The sequence below is a fragment of the Stenotrophomonas terrae genome (assembly GCF_001431465.1).
Classification (GTDB): domain Bacteria; phylum Pseudomonadota; class Gammaproteobacteria; order Xanthomonadales; family Xanthomonadaceae; genus Stenotrophomonas; species Stenotrophomonas terrae.
Genome location: NZ_LDJJ01000081.1, coordinates 1 through 15762, shown reverse-complemented (window position 1 = coordinate 15762; position 15762 = coordinate 1). Strand labels below are relative to the sequence as shown.

14 protein-coding genes are annotated in these 15762 nt (G+C 65.6%); 5 read left to right on the top strand and 9 right to left on the bottom strand.

Annotated features, from left to right (window positions below; all coding sequences use genetic code 11):
• Positions 1 to 85: 85 nt before the first annotated feature.
• From ABB27_RS18150 to ABB27_RS18120, 6 genes are all read right to left on the bottom strand, one after another.
• On the bottom strand, positions 86 to 1201 hold the full coding sequence (locus ABB27_RS18150) for an HlyD family secretion protein (RefSeq protein ID WP_057630581.1): 1116 nt from the start codon (positions 1199 to 1201) through the stop codon (positions 86 to 88).
• The gene (locus ABB27_RS18145) at positions 1198 to 2862 is read right to left on the bottom strand and encodes an MFS transporter (RefSeq protein ID WP_057630579.1); all 1665 of its coding nucleotides are present in this window, start codon (positions 2860 to 2862) and stop codon (positions 1198 to 1200) included. Before ABB27_RS18145 ends, ABB27_RS18150 begins: the two co-directional genes overlap by 4 nt.
• The gene (locus tag ABB27_RS18140; RefSeq protein ID WP_057630577.1) at positions 2859 to 3428 is read right to left on the bottom strand and encodes a TetR/AcrR family transcriptional regulator; all 570 of its coding nucleotides are present in this window, start codon (positions 3426 to 3428) and stop codon (positions 2859 to 2861) included. The genes ABB27_RS18145 and ABB27_RS18140 overlap by 4 nt, the downstream gene beginning before the upstream one ends.
• A 75-nt stretch (positions 3429 to 3503) precedes the next feature.
• Positions 3504 to 4718, bottom strand: coding sequence for an MFS transporter (locus ABB27_RS18135; RefSeq protein ID WP_057630576.1), 1215 nt, complete (start codon positions 4716 to 4718; stop codon positions 3504 to 3506).
• The gene (locus ABB27_RS18130; RefSeq protein WP_057630574.1) at positions 4715 to 5143 is read right to left on the bottom strand and encodes a MarR family winged helix-turn-helix transcriptional regulator; all 429 of its coding nucleotides are present in this window, start codon (positions 5141 to 5143) and stop codon (positions 4715 to 4717) included. The genes ABB27_RS18135 and ABB27_RS18130 overlap by 4 nt, the downstream gene beginning before the upstream one ends.
• A 667-nt stretch (positions 5144 to 5810) precedes the next feature.
• Positions 5811 to 8009, bottom strand: coding sequence for a TonB-dependent receptor (locus tag ABB27_RS18120; protein ID WP_057630572.1), 2199 nt, complete (start codon positions 8007 to 8009; stop codon positions 5811 to 5813).
• Positions 8010 to 8147: 138 nt separating this feature from the next.
• Here ABB27_RS18120 and ABB27_RS18115 point away from each other — a divergent pair, with 138 nt between their 5' ends.
• Both ABB27_RS18115 and ABB27_RS18110 read left to right on the top strand, forming a co-directional pair.
• A complete protein-coding gene (locus ABB27_RS18115) occupies positions 8148 to 8564 on the top strand; it encodes a MerC domain-containing protein (protein ID WP_057630570.1) in 417 nt (138 codons plus the stop codon).
• A 105-nt stretch (positions 8565 to 8669) separates the two neighbouring features.
• On the top strand, positions 8670 to 8849 hold the full coding sequence (locus tag ABB27_RS18110) for a 30S ribosomal protein THX (RefSeq protein ID WP_057630568.1): 180 nt from the start codon (positions 8670 to 8672) through the stop codon (positions 8847 to 8849).
• A gap of 120 nt (positions 8850 to 8969) precedes the next feature.
• Here the strand turns inward: ABB27_RS18110 and ABB27_RS18105 are convergent, their stop codons facing one another.
• From ABB27_RS18105 to ABB27_RS18095, 3 genes are all read right to left on the bottom strand, one after another.
• On the bottom strand, positions 8970 to 10217 hold the full coding sequence (locus ABB27_RS18105) for an alkaline phosphatase family protein (protein ID WP_057630566.1): 1248 nt from the start codon (positions 10215 to 10217) through the stop codon (positions 8970 to 8972).
• Positions 10218 to 10344: 127 nt separating this feature from the next.
• Positions 10345 to 10857, bottom strand: coding sequence for a methylated-DNA--[protein]-cysteine S-methyltransferase (locus ABB27_RS18100; protein WP_057630563.1), 513 nt, complete (start codon positions 10855 to 10857; stop codon positions 10345 to 10347).
• Complete coding sequence (locus ABB27_RS18095) at positions 10854 to 12344, bottom strand: DNA-3-methyladenine glycosylase 2 family protein (protein ID WP_057630562.1); 1491 nt, start codon at positions 12342 to 12344, stop codon at positions 10854 to 10856. The genes ABB27_RS18100 and ABB27_RS18095 overlap by 4 nt, the downstream gene beginning before the upstream one ends.
• Positions 12345 to 12509: 165 nt before the next feature.
• Here ABB27_RS18095 and ABB27_RS18090 point away from each other — a divergent pair, with 165 nt between their 5' ends.
• The 3 genes from ABB27_RS18090 to ubiM all read left to right on the top strand — a co-directional run bounded on the left by ABB27_RS18090 (position 12510) and on the right by ubiM (position 15661).
• Positions 12510 to 13664, top strand: a complete 1155-nt coding sequence (locus ABB27_RS18090) for a COG3904 family protein (protein ID WP_083491376.1) — start codon at positions 12510 to 12512, stop codon at positions 13662 to 13664.
• Positions 13665 to 13743: 79 nt separating this feature from the next.
• Positions 13744 to 14301 (top strand): DUF4019 domain-containing protein, encoded by a 558-nt coding sequence (locus ABB27_RS18085; RefSeq protein WP_057630559.1) that lies wholly within the window; start codon positions 13744 to 13746, stop codon positions 14299 to 14301.
• Between the two features lie 181 nt (positions 14302 to 14482).
• On the top strand, positions 14483 to 15661 hold the full coding sequence (ubiM, locus tag ABB27_RS18080; RefSeq protein ID WP_057630557.1) for a 5-demethoxyubiquinol-8 5-hydroxylase UbiM: 1179 nt from the start codon (positions 14483 to 14485) through the stop codon (positions 15659 to 15661).
• The last annotated feature ends 101 nt before the right edge of the window (positions 15662 to 15762 follow it).

Here is a 15762-nt window from a genome sequence, read left to right as displayed (position 1 = left end):
CCGCATGCGGGAGAGGGGTTGGGGTGAGGGCAGCTTTTGCTGGGAAAGCCTCTGCCGAGCATGGCTCGGCACTACCGCCTATCGCCTATCGCCGCTGCGCTGGCGCGGGTGTTGCCGCCGTATCCACTTCAACCACCACCGACATGCCCGGGCGCAGGCGCGCGGCGAGCGGCTGGTCGGGGTCGATGGCGATGCGGATCGGCAGGCGTTGCACCACCTTGGTGAAATTGCCGCTGGCGTTGTCCGGCTTGAGCACTGAGAACTCCGAACCGGTAGCCGGGGCGATCTGCTCGATGCGCCCGGTCAGCTTCTTGCCCTGGAAGGCATCCACGCTGAAGGTCGCCGGTTGGCCGATGGCCATGTTCCAGGTCTGGCCTTCCTTGTAGTTGGCTACCACCCACAGCGTGTCCGGCACCAGGAACAGCAATTGGCTGCCGGCGGTCACGTACTGGCCAAGACGCACGGTCGCTTCCGATACCTGGCCATCGCGCGGGGCCTTGATCACGGTGTTGTCCAGATCGATCCGGGCCAGCTCCAGCGCTGCCTCGGCCATCGCGACCTTGGCTTCCAGGCCCTTGCGCGCCACCTGGGTGGAGGTGAGGGTCTGCTCGGCGATATGGATGGCCGCCTGCGATTGGGCGACGCCTGCCGTCGCTACCTGCGCAGACGAGCGCAGCTTGTCGCGGTCGCTGTTGGACACCAGCTGCTGCGAAGCCAAGGTCTCATAGCGCTGCAGTTCGGCACGGCTGCGCTGCTGCTCGGCCTGCTCGGCCGAATAGTTTGCCCGCGCCGAGCTGATCTGCGCGCGGTTCTGTGCCTGGCTCTGGTCGGAGTTGGCCAGCTGTGCGCGGGCATCGTCCAGCGAAGCCTGCGCCTGGTCCACCCTCTGCTGGTAGATGCGCTGGTCGATGCGCAACAGCGGCTGGCCTTGTTTCACATGGTCGAAGTCACTGACCAATACGTCGGTCACATAGCCATTGACCTGCGGTGCAAGCACCGTCACCTGGCCGCGCACATAGGCATCGTCGGTATGCATATGGGTGCTGTTGAATGGCCATAGCTGCCAGGCGCGCAGGATCAGGGTCAGCCCCAGCAGGGCGACGACGATCATCACCACCACGGCGGTGCGGCTGGGCCGGTTGTACTTGGACACCGCCGCAGGTGGCGGCGTTGACGTGCTCTTTTCAGTCTTGTTGCTCATGTTTCTGCTCGTTTGTGCGGGGTGCCGGCGCGATCACGGCCGATTACCTGTTTCACACGTGGGTTGCGTAGCGTCACTTCCAGCAGCAGCCATGTCAGGAAGCAGATCGCCACCCAGCCACTGAAGGCGAATACATCGTTGAAAGCACGCACATTGGCCTCGCGCTTGGCGCTGGCCGCCAGTGCCGCGCTGGCCTGTGCCTTGAGTTGTACCGGGTCGGTGATGATGCGGGCGTAGGCTTGCTGCTGCAGTTGCAGCCGCCGCGCCACCTGCGGGTCGGCGGGGTTGAGCTGGCTGACCAGTGCGGTGGAGTAGATATGCTCGCGATGCAGCTGGAAGCTGCTCAGGAAGGCCGAACCGGCCAGACTGCCGAAGCTCTGGGTCAGCGACAGGATCACGATGAAGGACACGATGTGGTCCAGCCCGCGCGCCATCGCCTGGCGTATGCCCATCAGCATCAACGGGCCCATGAACATGCCGCTGCCCACGGCGGCCAGGAACTGGCTCAGGGCGAAATCCATCGGCCGGTCCATGCTGGTGCGGTGCTGGTCGAGGAAGGCCGCGGTGCCCAGCAGGATGATCGAGACCAGCAGCTGCGGGATCAGCGCCTTCGGCCCGAAGGTCAGAGCACCGGCGGCGATGCCGACCAGTACGCCGATCAGGATCACCCCGAACAAGGGCGCCATCTGGTCCGGCCCCATGCCCAGCGCACGCATCATCGAGATCATGCCGTAGGACTGCTCGTTGGTGAGGAAGCGGATCAGGAAAGCGCCAACGATGAAGCGCAGCATCACCGGGCCCATCAGCCAGCGCACCTGCAGCAGGGGATTGCGGCGCTGGTGCTCGATGCACAGGCCGGCGGTGATCAGCACCACCGCGGCGGCCAGTGCCCAGCCCAGCCATGGTGAATCAAACCACCAATGCAGATAGCCCTGGCTCAGCACCACCACCAGCAAGGCCAACCCGGGCGCGAGCAGGGCGAAGGTGAGGAAGTCGGTGCGTTCGAATACCTTGATCTGGATGCCGGGTGGCAGCTTCAACACCACCACGGCAGCGAACGAACACAGCGCCAGACCGGCCTCGAACAGATACAGGTTCTGCCACTCGCCATGGTCGAGCAGGCTGGGCGACAACAGCCAGGCCAGCGGCACCGCCAGCTGCGACAGGCCAACGCCGATCACCAGCAGGTTGCCGACATATTTGCGCGGCAGCGCCTGCAGCATGTACAGCGTGCCCAGGGTGGTACAGGCGGCGCCGGCAAAGCCGCTGCCAGCGCGTACCAGCAGCGTGGTGGTGGTTGTGCCGACAAACAGATGCAGCACCGCCAATGCGGCATACGTGCCCAGGCCGATTTCGGCAAACAGGCGGATGCCGTATTCCTGGCGGAATTTGAACACCAGCAGGTTGGCGCTGACATTGACCATCAGGTAGGCGGCAACCAGCCAGTTCGCCTCGCTGGCCTGCAGGCCCATCTGCCCGGTGATCAGCGGCAGGTTGGCGCTGATCAGGGCGTTGCCCAAGCCGCCGGTGATGGCAACCAGCACCGCCACGGCGGCATAGGCCGCGCGCCGATATGGCGGGTGCCAGGGCATCGATGCCGAGCCGGGCAGGGCGGGCTTTTCGTGCTCCTCCCAATCCGGAATGGGTTTGAGCGGTTTCATTTGGCTTCCGGCGAAACCGGCGCGGACAGGCCGGGACGCAGCAATTCAAGCGCACGCCGTGCGAGGGTGGCGCGATCTTCGGCGGTACGCCCGCGCAGGGCAGCGCCCAGCATGCTGGAGATCAGTGAGATATCGGCCAATTGCAGGTCCTGGCGGCACAGGCCGGCGGCCTTGGCGCGCTGCAGTGCAGGCGCTGACAGCGCCAGGATGTGTTCGCGTGCGGCCTTGATGGCGGGGTTGTCGGGGTCCACCGCGCGCCAGTAATCGGCCAGCGCGGGGGAGTGCACGATACGCCGCGCCATGCCTTTGATCAGCTCGAACAAGGCGTCGTCACGGTCGCCCAGTTCCTGCAGGTGTGCCTCGATGGTTTCCACGGTCCGCTGCAACAGCGCTTCAACCAGCGCGGTGCGGTCGGGGAAGTTGCGGTACAGGGTGGCGCGGCCGACGCCGGCACGTTCCACCACCAGATCAAGCGGGGCGGTGATGCCGTGCTCGCCGAACACGGCGTCGGCCGCGTCCAATAGCAAGGCACGACGCGCGACGGCATCGGAACGAATGGAAGTCATGTCGCCATTATTCGGACAAAAATGTCCGGTTTCAACAAGGCGTGGCAGCAAGCAGTGTTGTGTGCCGCTTCGGGTTCAGCTGCCGGCAGCGAGTTGACGCTGCAGCGGGGCCTCGCGGATCGGCAGGTTGACCAGCGCGGCGGCGACCGCCAGCACCATGTCCGCGTACCACATCCAGCTGAAGTCGCCGCCATATTCCAGCGCCACGCCGCCCAGCCAGGCGCCGAAGAATGCGCCGATCTGGTGCGAGAACAGGGTCAGGCCGAACAAGGTGCCCATATGCCGCGGCCCGAACAGCTTGCCAACCAGGCCAGCGGTGGGTGGCACTGTGGCCAGCCAGGTGACGCCGAGCGCGGCCGCGAACACGTAGAAGGTCATCGGCGTGGGCGGCGAGACCAGGTAGACACCGATCAGCACGACGCGGCTGAGGTACATCCAGAACAGCAGCCACTTCATGCGGAAGCGCTCGCCGAGCGCACCGATGATCAGGCTGCCGGCAATATTGAACAGGCCGATCAGCGCGATCGAGATCGAGGCCACGTTGGGGGAAAGCCCGCACAGCGCGATTTCGCCGGGCAGGTGGGTGACCAGGAAGGCGATATGCACGCCGCAGGTGAAAAAGCCCAGGTGCAGGCACCAGTAGCTGCGGTCGCGCAGCGCGCGCTGCAGTTGTGGGCGCAGGGCCTCACCGTCGGCGGCACCTTCACTGTGTGGGGCACGCTTGCGCAACGGCCAGGCCAGCGGCAACGACAGCACCACGATGAAGGCCAACGCGTATACGGTCTTGATCCAGCCGAAGGCACTCAGCAACACCTGCACCAGCGGAGCGAACAGGAACTGCCCCAGCGAGCCACCGGCATTGATGATGCCGGCCGCGGTCGAGCGCTTGTGTGCAGGGATGCGCCAGGCGGTTGCGCCAATCAGCACCGAGAAACTGCCGGCACCGGCACCGGCGGCCAGCAACAGGCCGAAGCTGAGATTCAGGCCCCAGGCACCGGGCAACAACGGGGCGGCGACCAGACCGACGGCCAGCAGCAGGCCGCCACCGATAAGCACCGGCAAGGGGCCGCGCTTGTCGGCCATGGCGCCGAACAAAGGCTGCACCGCACCCCAGACGAACTGGCCGATGGCCAGCGCGAAGCTGATCTGGGCGATGCCCAGACCGGTGGAAACATGGATGGGGTCGATCAGCAGGCCGCTGGTCTGGCGCACGCCCATGGTCACCATCAGGATGCTGGAGGCGGCCAGCAAGAGCAGCCAAGGCGTCCGTGCGGGGGATGTGTTGTTCATGCGTGCTGCCCCTGTTCCAGCACCTGGTTCAGGGCTTCCAATTGCTGGTTGAGCGCGGTGATGCGGCTGCTGCCGAACAGTGCCTCGACTTCCTCCTGCGCTTGTTGCCAGAGCGGGAAGGCCTTCTGCAGGCGCCGCTTGCCGCTGGTGGTGATGTGCAGCTCACGCCGGCGCGCATCTTCGCCCGGTTCGGTGCTGAGCAGGCCCGCTTCCAGCAATGGCTTGAGGTTGCGGGTGAGGGTGGTGCGGTCCATGCCCAGCGCATCGGCCAGTTCGCCCAGCGGGCGAGGTTGGCTGGAGCGGCGCAGGATGGAATAGGCGTTGAGGCTCAGCTCGGCGGCGGCCAGATGCCGGTCATAGACCTGGGACACCCGACGCGCGGCGCGGCGCAGTTGGAAGCAGGTGCAGGGGCTGGGGGTATGCATTGGCGTCGTCGGCAGGGCGATGGCTGAAGTTTATGTGTATATGCACATAATTGCGAGTGGCGACTGGCAGGTTTTGATGCTGTTGCTGTTGCTGTTGCTGTTGCTGCCTTTGCCTTTGCCTTTGCTCTGGCTCTGGCCCTTGCCTTGCCTTGCCTTGCCCTTGCCCTTGCCCTTGCTCTGGCTCTTGCTCTGGCCCTTGCTTTGGCTCTTGCTTTGGCTTTGGCTTTGGCTTTGGCTTCGGCTGTCCCTTCTCCCGCTTGCGGGGGAAGGTGCCCGGAGGGCGGATGGGGGCGCTTTTGATCCGGCTTTCTTGCACGTCTAAATGCGCTTCTCCGCAAGTTGGTCAGCGAAAAAAGCCACCTTGCGGTGGCTTTCATCTGTGCTCGGGCTGTAGGGGGGGGGGTAGAGGCTAAAGAGCAGAAACAAAGAGCAGAAGCTTGCCCTCACCCCTACCCCTCTCCCGCAGGCGGGAGAGGGGACAGCAAAGGCTGAAGCTTAAAACTGAGCACCAGGTCAAAGCACCAGGTCAAAGCAACAGCTCAAAGCAACAGCTCAAAGCAACAGCTCAAAGCAACAGCTCAAAGCAACAGCTCAAAGCAACAGCTCAAAGCAACAGCTCAAAGCAACAGCTCAAAGCAACAGCCTGACTGCTGTCGTCAGCCACCGCTTAGAACCAGGCGCGGATACCAAACGCCACACCACGTCCCGGCAGCGGCGAGTAATCCCGCAACAACGAAGTGTGCGGGCGTGCCTCGCGGTTGGTCAGGTTGCTGCCATCAAGGAAAACTTCATAGCTGTTGTCGCCGCTGCGATCCCAGCGGTACGCGACGTGGGCATCGACCAGGGTGTAGCTGCCGCTGGGTTCTTCATTCAGCGCGACATCCTTCTGGCTGCCATAGCGCACCGCACCCAGCGAGGCGCGCCAGCCGCCCAGCGACCAGTGCAGGTCGGCGCCAACGCGGGCAGGCGCGATGCGCGGCAGGTAGCCGCCATTGGCCAACTCGACGTTGTAGTGATGCGCATGATCACCGTGCGGTACGGCGATATCGGCATTGCGGGTGCCGCTGCCATCCAGTTCGGCCTTCACATAGTCACCAAATACGCGCAGGTCCCAGTCACCGGACTGGCCTTCGATCATGTGCCAGGTTGCCTCGGCTTCGGCGCCCTTGAAGGTGGCGTCGCTCTGGGTCCAGGCGCGTACCGGCAGGCCACCTTCGGCCACGCCGGTGTCGGCCAGATAAATGAAGTCCTTGAACTTGGTCTGGTAGATCGCCGCCTGCACGTCGATGCGCTCGTTGTGCGCATGCAGGCCCAGCTCGACGCGCTGGCCGCGCTCGGTATCCATGTTGGCGTTGCCGATTTCCAGCGAGCGCGTGGCGATATGCGCGCCGGCGGCGTACAGCTCCTCGTTGGTCGGCGCACGCTCGGAGGCATCCACGCCGAAGCGCAGGTCGAAGGTGTCGTTCAAGGCCCAGATGCCGGACGCCGACAGGTTGGTCGCGCCGAAGCTGCGGTTGCGCTGGGCGTCGTCGGTATCCAGCTTGACGCGGTCATGGCGGGCGCCCAGTTCCAGCTTGAACGGGCCGAACTGTTTTTCCTGCAGCACGAACGCACCCAGCGTGTCGGTGGTGGTGCCAGGCACGAAGGCTTCTTCGCCGATGGCACCAAAGTCGCTGCTGCCGAACTGCAGGCCGAAGGCACCGTCCCAGCCCGCCAGCGGCTGCTGCACCGCTTCCAGCCGGCCTTCAAAGCCCTTGTTGGTGAAGCGGGTAGAGGGCGTGCCGGCTTCCAGCTCGGTGTGCTCGTAGTCGGTGTAACCACCGCGCAGGGTTACGCTCTTCAGGAACGAGGTCGGGTTGTAAAGACCGCCCTTCAGGTCGAAGCGGTTCTGCACCATGTCGATGCGCACGTCATGCTCGCCGCCTTCTTCTTCGGCGGCATGGTCATGGCCATCATCGCCGTGGTCGTGATCATCGTCGGCGTGCACATGGGCGCCATTGGGGATGCCGTAGTTGCTGCGGTAGGTGCCCAGCGACGCGCCCAGGTAGCCGCTTTCACCAAACCAGGTGGCGCCAACGCCGCCGGCGCGGGTGCGCACCGAGCTGTTCTCCAGGCGGCCACGCGGGCCGAGCTCGTCGCTGTCCGCGGCATGGTCGCCATGGCCATCGGCGTCCAGCGCATGCGGGTCGATCGCATAGCCGGGGATGCGGTAGTCGTCGCCGTTGCGGATCAGGCCATCGACATGCAGGACCAGGTTGTCGCCGCTGACTCCGTCCAGGCGGAACATGCCGCTGCGTTCTTCGTTCACCGAGTTGCCACGCAGCTCGGCGCGGCCGCTGAGCGGGCGATCCGGCACTTCGCTGGCAATGCGGCCATCGACCACATTGACTGCGCCGCCAATCGCGCCGCTGCCGAACAACAGCGTGGCTGGGCCTTTCAGCACTTCGATCTGGTCGGCCAGGAACGGCTCAATGCTGGAGGCGTGGTCGGCGCTGACCGTGGAGGCATCCATATTGCCGACGCCATTGGAGACCACCGCCACGCGCGGGCCTTCCTGGCCGCGGATGATGGGCCGGCCCACGCCGGGGCCGAAGAAGGTGCTCTGCACGCCGGGCAGCTTGGCCACGGTGTCGCCCAGTGTGCCGGACTTGTGTTCGTCCAGATCGGTGCCGGCCAGCACTTCAACCGGGCGCGCCAGCGAGTCGGCTGAGCCCTGCAGCGGCGAGGCCGTGACCTTTACGGCGGTCAGCTCGGTCAGGTGATGGCTCTGCCCGGCATCGTCATCGGCGGCACTGGCAACGGCGGGCAGGGCGGCGGCAAGGGCGAGGAATAGCAGGTGGTGCTGGGTGCGACGGGAAAGGGGCATGAGGATCTCTCTGTTACTTTGTATCACTTGGGTTGCAGGCTGAACCATTAGCGACAAGGGGCTGACGCAGGCGGTTCGGGCGGGGAGTACGATTATGTTATATTATTCCATAACGTTCCGTCGCCCCTGCTGGAAGTCATGCCAACCCCACCCACCGGACTACGCAAATTCCTCGATCGCTTTGGCGCGACCGGTTCCTTGATCTGTGCGGTGCATTGCGCGCTGCTACCGGCCCTGCTGGCGATAGCGCCAGCCTTGGGTCTGTCGTTCTGGCTGAGCGATGGGGTCGAAGCGACGATTGTCATCTTCGTCACCGTGTTGGGTCTGTTCAGCCTGATCTGGGGCTATCTGCGCCACCGTGCGTTGATGGCATTGCTGCTGCTGGTGCCGGGCCTGTTGTTGCTGTGGGCCGGTTTATTGCATTCGGAGCTGCACCATTCGGCCGTGCCGCATGCAGTGGTGATGACCTTGGGTGGCGTGTTGGTGGGCTTGGCGCATATCGCCAACCTGCGCCTGAATCACGTTCATATACATGACGCAAGCTGCGCACATTGAGGGGCGCATGGTAGGCTTCCTGTCCATGCGCGAGGGCGCTTGTTGCGGCCTCGCCAAACCCGTGCACGCACGGGGTAACTGATTACAAACCAAGGAGTTGACGACATGGGTAAGGGTGACCGTAAGACCGCCAAGGGCAAGCGCTTCAACGCCAGTTATGGCATTTCGCGTTCGCACGTGAGCAAGGTGGCCGTGGGCGCAGCTGCGCCGGTTGCCAAGAAGACCGTCGCCAAGGCCGCCGCCAAGAAGGCTGTAGCCAAGAAGACCGTCGCCAAGGCCGGCTGATCCCAGCCCGGCAGTGGCAAGAAAAAAGCGGCGCATTGCGCCGCTTTTTTTTGTGCGTTGGTCCCTGGCTGCAGGGTTCCCGGGTGCGCTGCGCTTACCCGGGCTACGTTCCTTCGGCGCCTACTTGGAGCCGCGTAGTGCCTGTTGCAGGGCCTGCGGGTCGCCATCGTTGGGCTGGGCCGGGATGCCGATCAGGCGGGTCAGCAAGGGGTAGACATCCACATTGTCGAAGGCGCTGAGTTGCTTGCCCTGCGCAAAGGCCGGGCCGCGCGCCACGAACACCGCCTGCATCGACGGCAGTGCCGGGTCATAGCCGTGTGAGCCGCGGTCGCCGGGCGGGCGCTTGGCAATGCTGTCGCGGGTGATCGCATCCCAGCCTTCCTGCATCTGGCAGACGATGGCCGGAATGCGCGGATTGCTGCCGTAGTGCCAGCGTGCCGGCAATGCCGCCTTGTTCCAGCACTGGTAGTGCGCGTGCTCGCCCAGCAATGCCTTCTCAGCGTCGGCCTGTTTGCCTGGCAGCGGCGCAAAGCCTACCGACTGCCCCACCGACACCACCTTGGCGATATCGGCAGGCACCATGTCTTCGATGGCGACCGTGTTGCCGTCTTTGACCGTTGCCATGCCGTGATCGGAAACCACGATCACATTCGTTTCATCGAGCAGTCTGTCGCGGCGCATGCCATCAATCAGTTGGCCCACTGCGGCGTCCACCTGCTGCAAGGCTGCGGTGTACTCGGCCGAGTTCGGGCCATGTGCGTGGCCGGCCTTGTCGACCTGCTCCATGTAGGTGGCAACAAAGCGCGGCTTGATCGCGTCCGGTTCGCCGTGCAGCCAGCCCAGCACCTGCTTCATGCGCTCGGGCAAGGGCACGCTTTCGTCATACATGCGCCACTGGTTGGCGTGCAGGCCGCGCACCGGCGCTTCGCTGCCAGGCCAGGACCAGGTGGCGCTTTTCAGGCCGGCCTTGCGCACGCTGACCCAGATCGGCTCGCCGCCGTCCCACCATGCGGCGTTCTGCACGGCGGCGCGGTCACTGACCTTGAACTCGCCCAGAGCGTCGGCGCTCATCGCGTTGTGGACCAGGCCGTGGTGATCCGGGCGCAGGCCGGTGACCAGGGTGTAGTGATTGGGGAAGGTGAGCGCGGGATAGGACGGGCGCATGCCGATGCTGCGCACACCTTCGCGGGCCAGCCGCATCAGGTTGGGGCTGTCCGCTTCGCTGAGCTTGTCCGCGCGCAGGCCGTCGATGGAGATCATCAGGACGGTGGGTGGAACGTCCGCCGGGGCGATGGTTGAGGGCGTGCTGGCGCAGGCGGCAAGCAAGCCGCAGGCCAGCGCGCTGGCCGAAATACGTAGGAAAGTCATGCCGCAATGATAGGCCGCACCGGTGACCGTACAAATACAACCTTCGGCATGTTGTCTCCGGTTGATCGGCCGTGTAGCCCGGGCAGGCAATGCGCTGGCGGGAGGCGGGCAGGCTCAGCCAAACAGATCAGCCAAACAGATCAGCCACTCGCTCCTGCGCGCAGGGCACGCCTTCCAGCTTCAACAGCGCCGCCTTGGTCGGCAGCCCGCCGCCGAAACCGGTGAGCGTGCCGTTGTTGCCGATCACGCGATGGCAGGGCAGCACGATGGGCAGCGGATTGCGGCCGTTGGCGGCACCCACGGCACGCGTCGCGGTGGGCCGGCCGATCTGTTCGGCGAGCTGCCGGTAGCTCCAGGTTGCGCCAAACGGGATCTGCGCCAGCATGTGCCAGACCTGCAGCTGGAATTCGGTGCCGACCGGCGCCAGCTCAAGCTGGAAATCCTGACGTTCGCGGCGCAGGTATTCCAGCAGTTGCCGGCGGGGCTCGGCCACCGCATCGGGGTCACGCTGCCAGTGTTCGCGTCCCTTGGCGTCGTGGCGGTTCTCGGCAAACAGGATGTGACGTACACCGATGTCGTCGACGGCGACGGTCAGTGCGCCGATGGGGCTGTCAAAGCGGTCGTAGTAGAGGGTGTTCATGCGCTGGCCTCCGTTGCAGTCTTGGGATTCTTCTTTTCCGCCGGCACCGCCAGGTGCCATAGGTGCAGCACGGCGTAGGCACGCCATGGCCGCCAGAGTTGTGAGCGGCGCTCGGTCTCGCGTTCGCTCAGGCGCTGGCCTTCGCCCAGTACCTGCTGCAGGACAAGGTCGCCAGCGGGGAACGCGTCGGGCATGCCCATCGCGCGCAGCGCCATGTAGTGCGCGGTCCATGGGCCGATGCCGGGCAGGGCGGTGGCCTTGTGCACGAAACTTTCCAGGGTCTGCGCGCGGCTGAAATCCAGCCGTTGCTCGGCGCAGGCGCGGGCGATGGCACGCAGGGTGGCGGCACGGGTGCGTGGCAGGCCGATGCTTTCCAGCGGGGCCTCGACCAGCGCGGCGGGGATGGGGAACTGTCGGTCCAGGCCTTCCGGCATGCCGGGCAGGTGCTCGCCGAAGCGGTCGACCAGGCGCCTTGCCAGTGTGGTCGCGGCGGCAACGCTGACCTGTTGGCCGAGCACGGCGCGCGCGGCAACTTCGAATCCGTCCCAGCCGCCGGGAATGCGCAGCCCCGGGCGTTCGGCGATGCCGCGCGCCAACAGCGGCTCCTGTTGCAGGCAGGCATGAACCGTATGCAGGTCGGCGTTCAGGTCGAACACGCGGCGCACCTTGGCGACGATGGCAGGGATGGCGCGTGGATCGGTGGTGCCCAGCTGCAGGCGCAGTTCCGGCCGCTTGGGGTCGGCGGTAACCCGGATCAGGCTGGCAACACCATTGGCAACCACCACACGCTGGTAGCTGCTGTCATCGATGCATTCGATGCCGGGCAACGAGCGCCGCCGCAGGAACCCCAGCATCAAGCTGAAATCCAGTGGCGGGCGGTAGGCCAGGCGTAGTACCGGTTCGCCGCCGGCTACCGCGCCGTGCTGTTTGCGCAGCGCACTGGGCGGCATGCCACAGCCGTCCAGGAAGGCGCTGTTGAAACGGCGCAGGCTGTTGAAGCCGGCCGCCAGGGCGATCTGGGTCACCGGCAGGGCGGTTTCGGTCAGCAGCTGCTTGGCCAGCAACAGGCGGCGGGTAGTGTGCAGCTGGGCCGGTGTGGCGCCCAGCTTGGCGACGAACAGGCGCTGCAGCTGGCGCGCGCTGAGGCCCATGGCCTGTGCCAGGGCGGTGGCTGGCTGTTCCTGCAGGATGCCTTCGTTGAGTAGGACCAATGCCTGATGCAGGGTCTGGTCCTGCAGCAGATTGGCGTCGTCCGGGGACAGCTCGGGGCGGCAGCGCAGGCACGGCCGGTAACCGGCGGCAGTGGCTGCGGCGGCGGTCGGGTAGTAGCTGACGTTCTCCGGCTTCGGCGGCGGTGCCGGGCACACCGGGCGGCAATAGATGCCGGTACTGCGCACAGCGGTATAGAACAGGCCGTCAAAGCGCGCATCGCGGGCCAGGCGGGCCTGTTCGCATTGAACGTGTGCGGGCATCAGGAAAGTTTGCATGGACCCAGTCTAGGCCCGGACGCGGGCTGGGACTGGCCATTTTCGGACATCAATGCGCGTGACGCTGTGTTGATTCACCGGACGTTGCGGCAGGGTGGGCGTTGCGCACTAGACTGTTCACCTTCCTGGCGCGGCAGCGCCGCAGTACGGACCTGATTGCTCTCCATGTTGCCCAAGTTCTGGTGGTCGTCGCTGTTGTGCCTCGGGCTGTTGGCCTGCAATCCGCAGGGCGGGGATAAAAAGCCTGTCGCCGATCCGGCCACCGCGCTGGCCGCCGATGGCGACCACATGGTGTCGATCAATGCGGCCGATGCGCCGAATCCGCCGGCGCCGGTGTTGCCGGCCAAGGACAAGCCGTGGCCGGAGCTGGTGCTGGAGAACGGCAAGGCCTGGGTCAGTTGTGGCACCGACTATGCCGGCGAGAACGGCGATGGCGCCGAGCTGGCGGGGCTGGACCGGGCCAGCATGGATGCGGCGCTGGAGCCCTGCAAGGAACGTGGCCTGCTGCGCGTGCGCTATGCCGGCAAGATCAATCCTTCCTTTGCCGCGATGGTGACCCGGCTGTCAGTAGTGGCCGATGCGATGAAGATCGGCAAGCGGATCCTGGATCTGGATTCCAGTGGCGGCCAGGTGGAAGCGGCCATCGTCGCTGGCGACAGCATCGGCGAGTCGGGTTGGACCATCTGGGTGCGCGAAGGCTCGGTCTGCCACAGCGCCTGCGTATTCGTGCTGGCTGCGGGCGACAACCGGCTGATCTCCGGCAAGGTCGGTATCCACCGCATGATGCGGATCAGCTCCACCGCCACCTCGCGTGCGGAGTTGAACAAGGAGCTGCACGAGGTCTACGACAACGTGAAGGATTACCTGCAGCGCAACGGCGTGGCGGTGGGCGTGGCCGATCTGATGATGACCGTGCCCAACCGCAGCCTGCGTGTGCTGACCAGCGACGAGCTCAAGCAATACGGGCTGGACGGCACCAATGCGGTGCAGGACGACCTGGAGCGGATCAAGCAGATGCGCAAGTGCGGTGATGATTTCGTTCGCCGCAAGGACTCGTTCCTGATCGCCTTTGACCGCCAATGCAAGGCGGAGGGCGCGGACCTGGAAACCGTCAACCGCTGTGGCCAGGCCTTGAAGGAGCAGTTCGGCTTCCCCGATGAGGTCTGCCCGGAGGAGAGCCCGTTGTCGGAAATCGATACCGCGATGCTGGAGCCGATGCCGACCACGATCCCGACCGGCGCAGCGGCGGTAGCGCTGCCGGCTGCCGTGGTGCCGGCGGCGACGGCCGCGCATCTGGGCGGCGCGGGGACACGAAAATGAATGAATGGGTTGATGCGGGCGGCAGTAAACCGTGATTGGATTGGCATTCCGTTCAACTGAAAGCGTCATGGAGAGAGCTATGCGATCCAGTTGTTTGTTGATGGCGTTGTCCCTGGTCCTACCTGCCGCAGGCGCGTTCGCGCAGGCCCCGACAGCGGCGCCTGCACCCGTCGCCGCACCGACGCGGCCAGCAGCACCGGCGGTGCCATCGGCTGCTGCCCGGCCGGCGCCGGCGCTGAACGCGGCGCAGCAGGCGCAGGTGGCCAAGCAGGATGCGGAGATGACTGCAGCCGCACAGCGCGTGGCGCAGCTGGTGGACAACCAGCAGGCGGGCTCGGTGTGGGACGGGGCGTCTGCCGTGGCGCGCAAGGCGGTGACCCGCGATGTGTTCGCCAACAACGTCAATACCGACCGCGCCAAACTCGGTGCGCTGGTATCGCGCGGCAAGCCATCGATCACGCGCGTGCAGTATCCGGCCGGTGCCTCGGTGCCGGAAGGCATCTATCTGAATGTCAGTTTCCCCACCCGTTTCGCCAACAACGCACAGCCGGTCCGCGAGCTGGTCTCGTTCCGTCTGGACGAGGATAAGGTGTGGCGGGCGTCGGGCTATAGCGTGCGTGCGGCTTCGGCCAACTGAGCGCAACGGCAGGCGGCCTTGGCCAACTGAACACAACACGAGGTAGTGCACACGGGCGCCGCGAGGCGCCCGTCGTGTTTGTGGCCGTAGTGATGGCTTGTTGTCGTGTAGCTGATCTGGATCAATGAATCCTTACGTCAGCCTGCTTACGCTACCGGTGGTAGGCATAACGGAGCAGGACATGCGCAAGCTGGATGTAGTGGTGGTGGGGGCTGGCCCGGCGGGTTTGAGTCTGGCCCGCAGTCTGGCCGGCAGCGGTCTGTCGCTGGCACTGGTCGAGCCGCAGCCGCTGGCTGCGCTGGCCGAGCCGGCATTCGACGGCCGCGAGATCGCCTTGACCCACGCCTCGCGGCAGATCATGCGCAGCATGGGCCTGTGGCAGCGCATTGATCCGGCGCAGATCTCGCCATTGCGCAGCGCCAAGGTCATGAACGGCAGTTCGCCGTTTGCGTTGGGGTTTGCCGCGCAGGGCGAGGGCGTCGATGAATTGGGTTGGTTGATCCCCAATCACCTGATCCGGCGCGCGGCCTGGGAGGCGGTGCAGGGCCAGACCGGGCTGGAGCTGATCGACGGCCGTTCGGTAACTGCGATCGATGCCGGTGATGCGTACAGCACGGTGACCCTGAGCGACGGCAGTCAGCTTGGCGCCCGGCTGGTGGTAGCGGCCGACAGCCGCTTCTCGGCGACCCGGCGGATGATGGGTATCGGCGCGCAGATGCGCGACTTCGGCAAGTCCATGCTGGTCTGCCGGATGCAGTGCGAGCGGCCGCATGAACATGCCGCCTGGGAATGGTTCGGTTACGAGCGCACGCTGGCGATGTTGCCGCTGCCGGGTAACCAGGCCTCGGCGGTGATCACCATGCCGCAGCAGCAGCTGCAGCATCTGCTGGCACTGGATGACGCTGACTTCGGCCGCACCGTCAGTGGCTATTTCGAGCGACGGCTGGGGGCGATGACGCCGGTTGGCACCCGCCACGCCTATCCGCTGGTGGGCGTGTATGCGCACCGTTTTGTCGGCCAGCGCTATGCGCTGATCGGCGACGCCGCGGTGGGGATGCATCCGGTCACCGCGCACGGTTTCAATTTCGGCCTGCAAAGCCAACAACGCTTGGCGCGGCTGTTGCTGGACGCCGCCCGCGGCGGTGGCGATATCGGCGCGGACAGCCTGCTGGCCAGTTACCAGCGCGGCCACCGCTTGGCGACGCGGCCGTTGTATGAAGCGACCAACGCCATTGCCGGCCTCTACAACGACAGCCGTCTGCCGGCGCGCTTGCTGCGCGGGGCGGCCTTGCGGGCCGCGCAGGGCGTGGTGCCGTTCAGGAAGTTGATCGCCGGGCACCTGACCCAGGCGAGTGCGTAGCCTGCGCTCCCTCCCTTGCGCCGAAGGTGTAGGGGAGGGTTGGGGAGGGGTAGCTTTTGGGGCCTTTGGGGCGGCGCAGGCTTCGCGGCTTACGCCGCTCC

Bases quoted from the DNA above. Each gene is read 5' to 3' on its own strand.
- ABB27_RS18110 (WP_057630568.1), top strand. From the start codon at position 8,670: ATGGGTAAGGGTGACCGTAAGACCGCCAAGGGCAAGCGCTTCAACGCC.
- ABB27_RS18095 (WP_057630562.1), bottom strand. From the start codon at position 12,344: ATGCAAACTTTCCTGATGCCCGCACACGTTCAATGCGAACAGGCCCGC.
- ABB27_RS18090 (WP_083491376.1), top strand. From the start codon at position 12,510: ATGTTGCCCAAGTTCTGGTGGTCGTCGCTGTTGTGCCTCGGGCTGTTG.
- ABB27_RS18150 (WP_057630581.1), bottom strand. From the start codon at position 1,201: ATGAGCAACAAGACTGAAAAGAGCACGTCAACGCCGCCACCTGCGGCG.
- ABB27_RS18115 (WP_057630570.1), top strand. From the start codon at position 8,148: ATGCCAACCCCACCCACCGGACTACGCAAATTCCTCGATCGCTTTGGC.
- ABB27_RS18120 (WP_057630572.1), bottom strand. From the start codon at position 8,009: ATGCCCCTTTCCCGTCGCACCCAGCACCACCTGCTATTCCTCGCCCTT.
- ABB27_RS18085 (WP_057630559.1), top strand. From the start codon at position 13,744: ATGCGATCCAGTTGTTTGTTGATGGCGTTGTCCCTGGTCCTACCTGCC.
- ABB27_RS18130 (WP_057630574.1), bottom strand. From the start codon at position 5,143: ATGCATACCCCCAGCCCCTGCACCTGCTTCCAACTGCGCCGCGCCGCG.
- ABB27_RS18105 (WP_057630566.1), bottom strand. From the start codon at position 10,217: ATGACTTTCCTACGTATTTCGGCCAGCGCGCTGGCCTGCGGCTTGCTT.
- ABB27_RS18135 (WP_057630576.1), bottom strand. From the start codon at position 4,718: ATGAACAACACATCCCCCGCACGGACGCCTTGGCTGCTCTTGCTGGCC.
- ABB27_RS18145 (WP_057630579.1), bottom strand. From the start codon at position 2,862: ATGAAACCGCTCAAACCCATTCCGGATTGGGAGGAGCACGAAAAGCCC.
- ABB27_RS18140 (WP_057630577.1), bottom strand. From the start codon at position 3,428: ATGACTTCCATTCGTTCCGATGCCGTCGCGCGTCGTGCCTTGCTATTG.
- ubiM (WP_057630557.1), top strand. From the start codon at position 14,483: ATGCGCAAGCTGGATGTAGTGGTGGTGGGGGCTGGCCCGGCGGGTTTG.
- ABB27_RS18100 (WP_057630563.1), bottom strand. From the start codon at position 10,857: ATGAACACCCTCTACTACGACCGCTTTGACAGCCCCATCGGCGCACTG.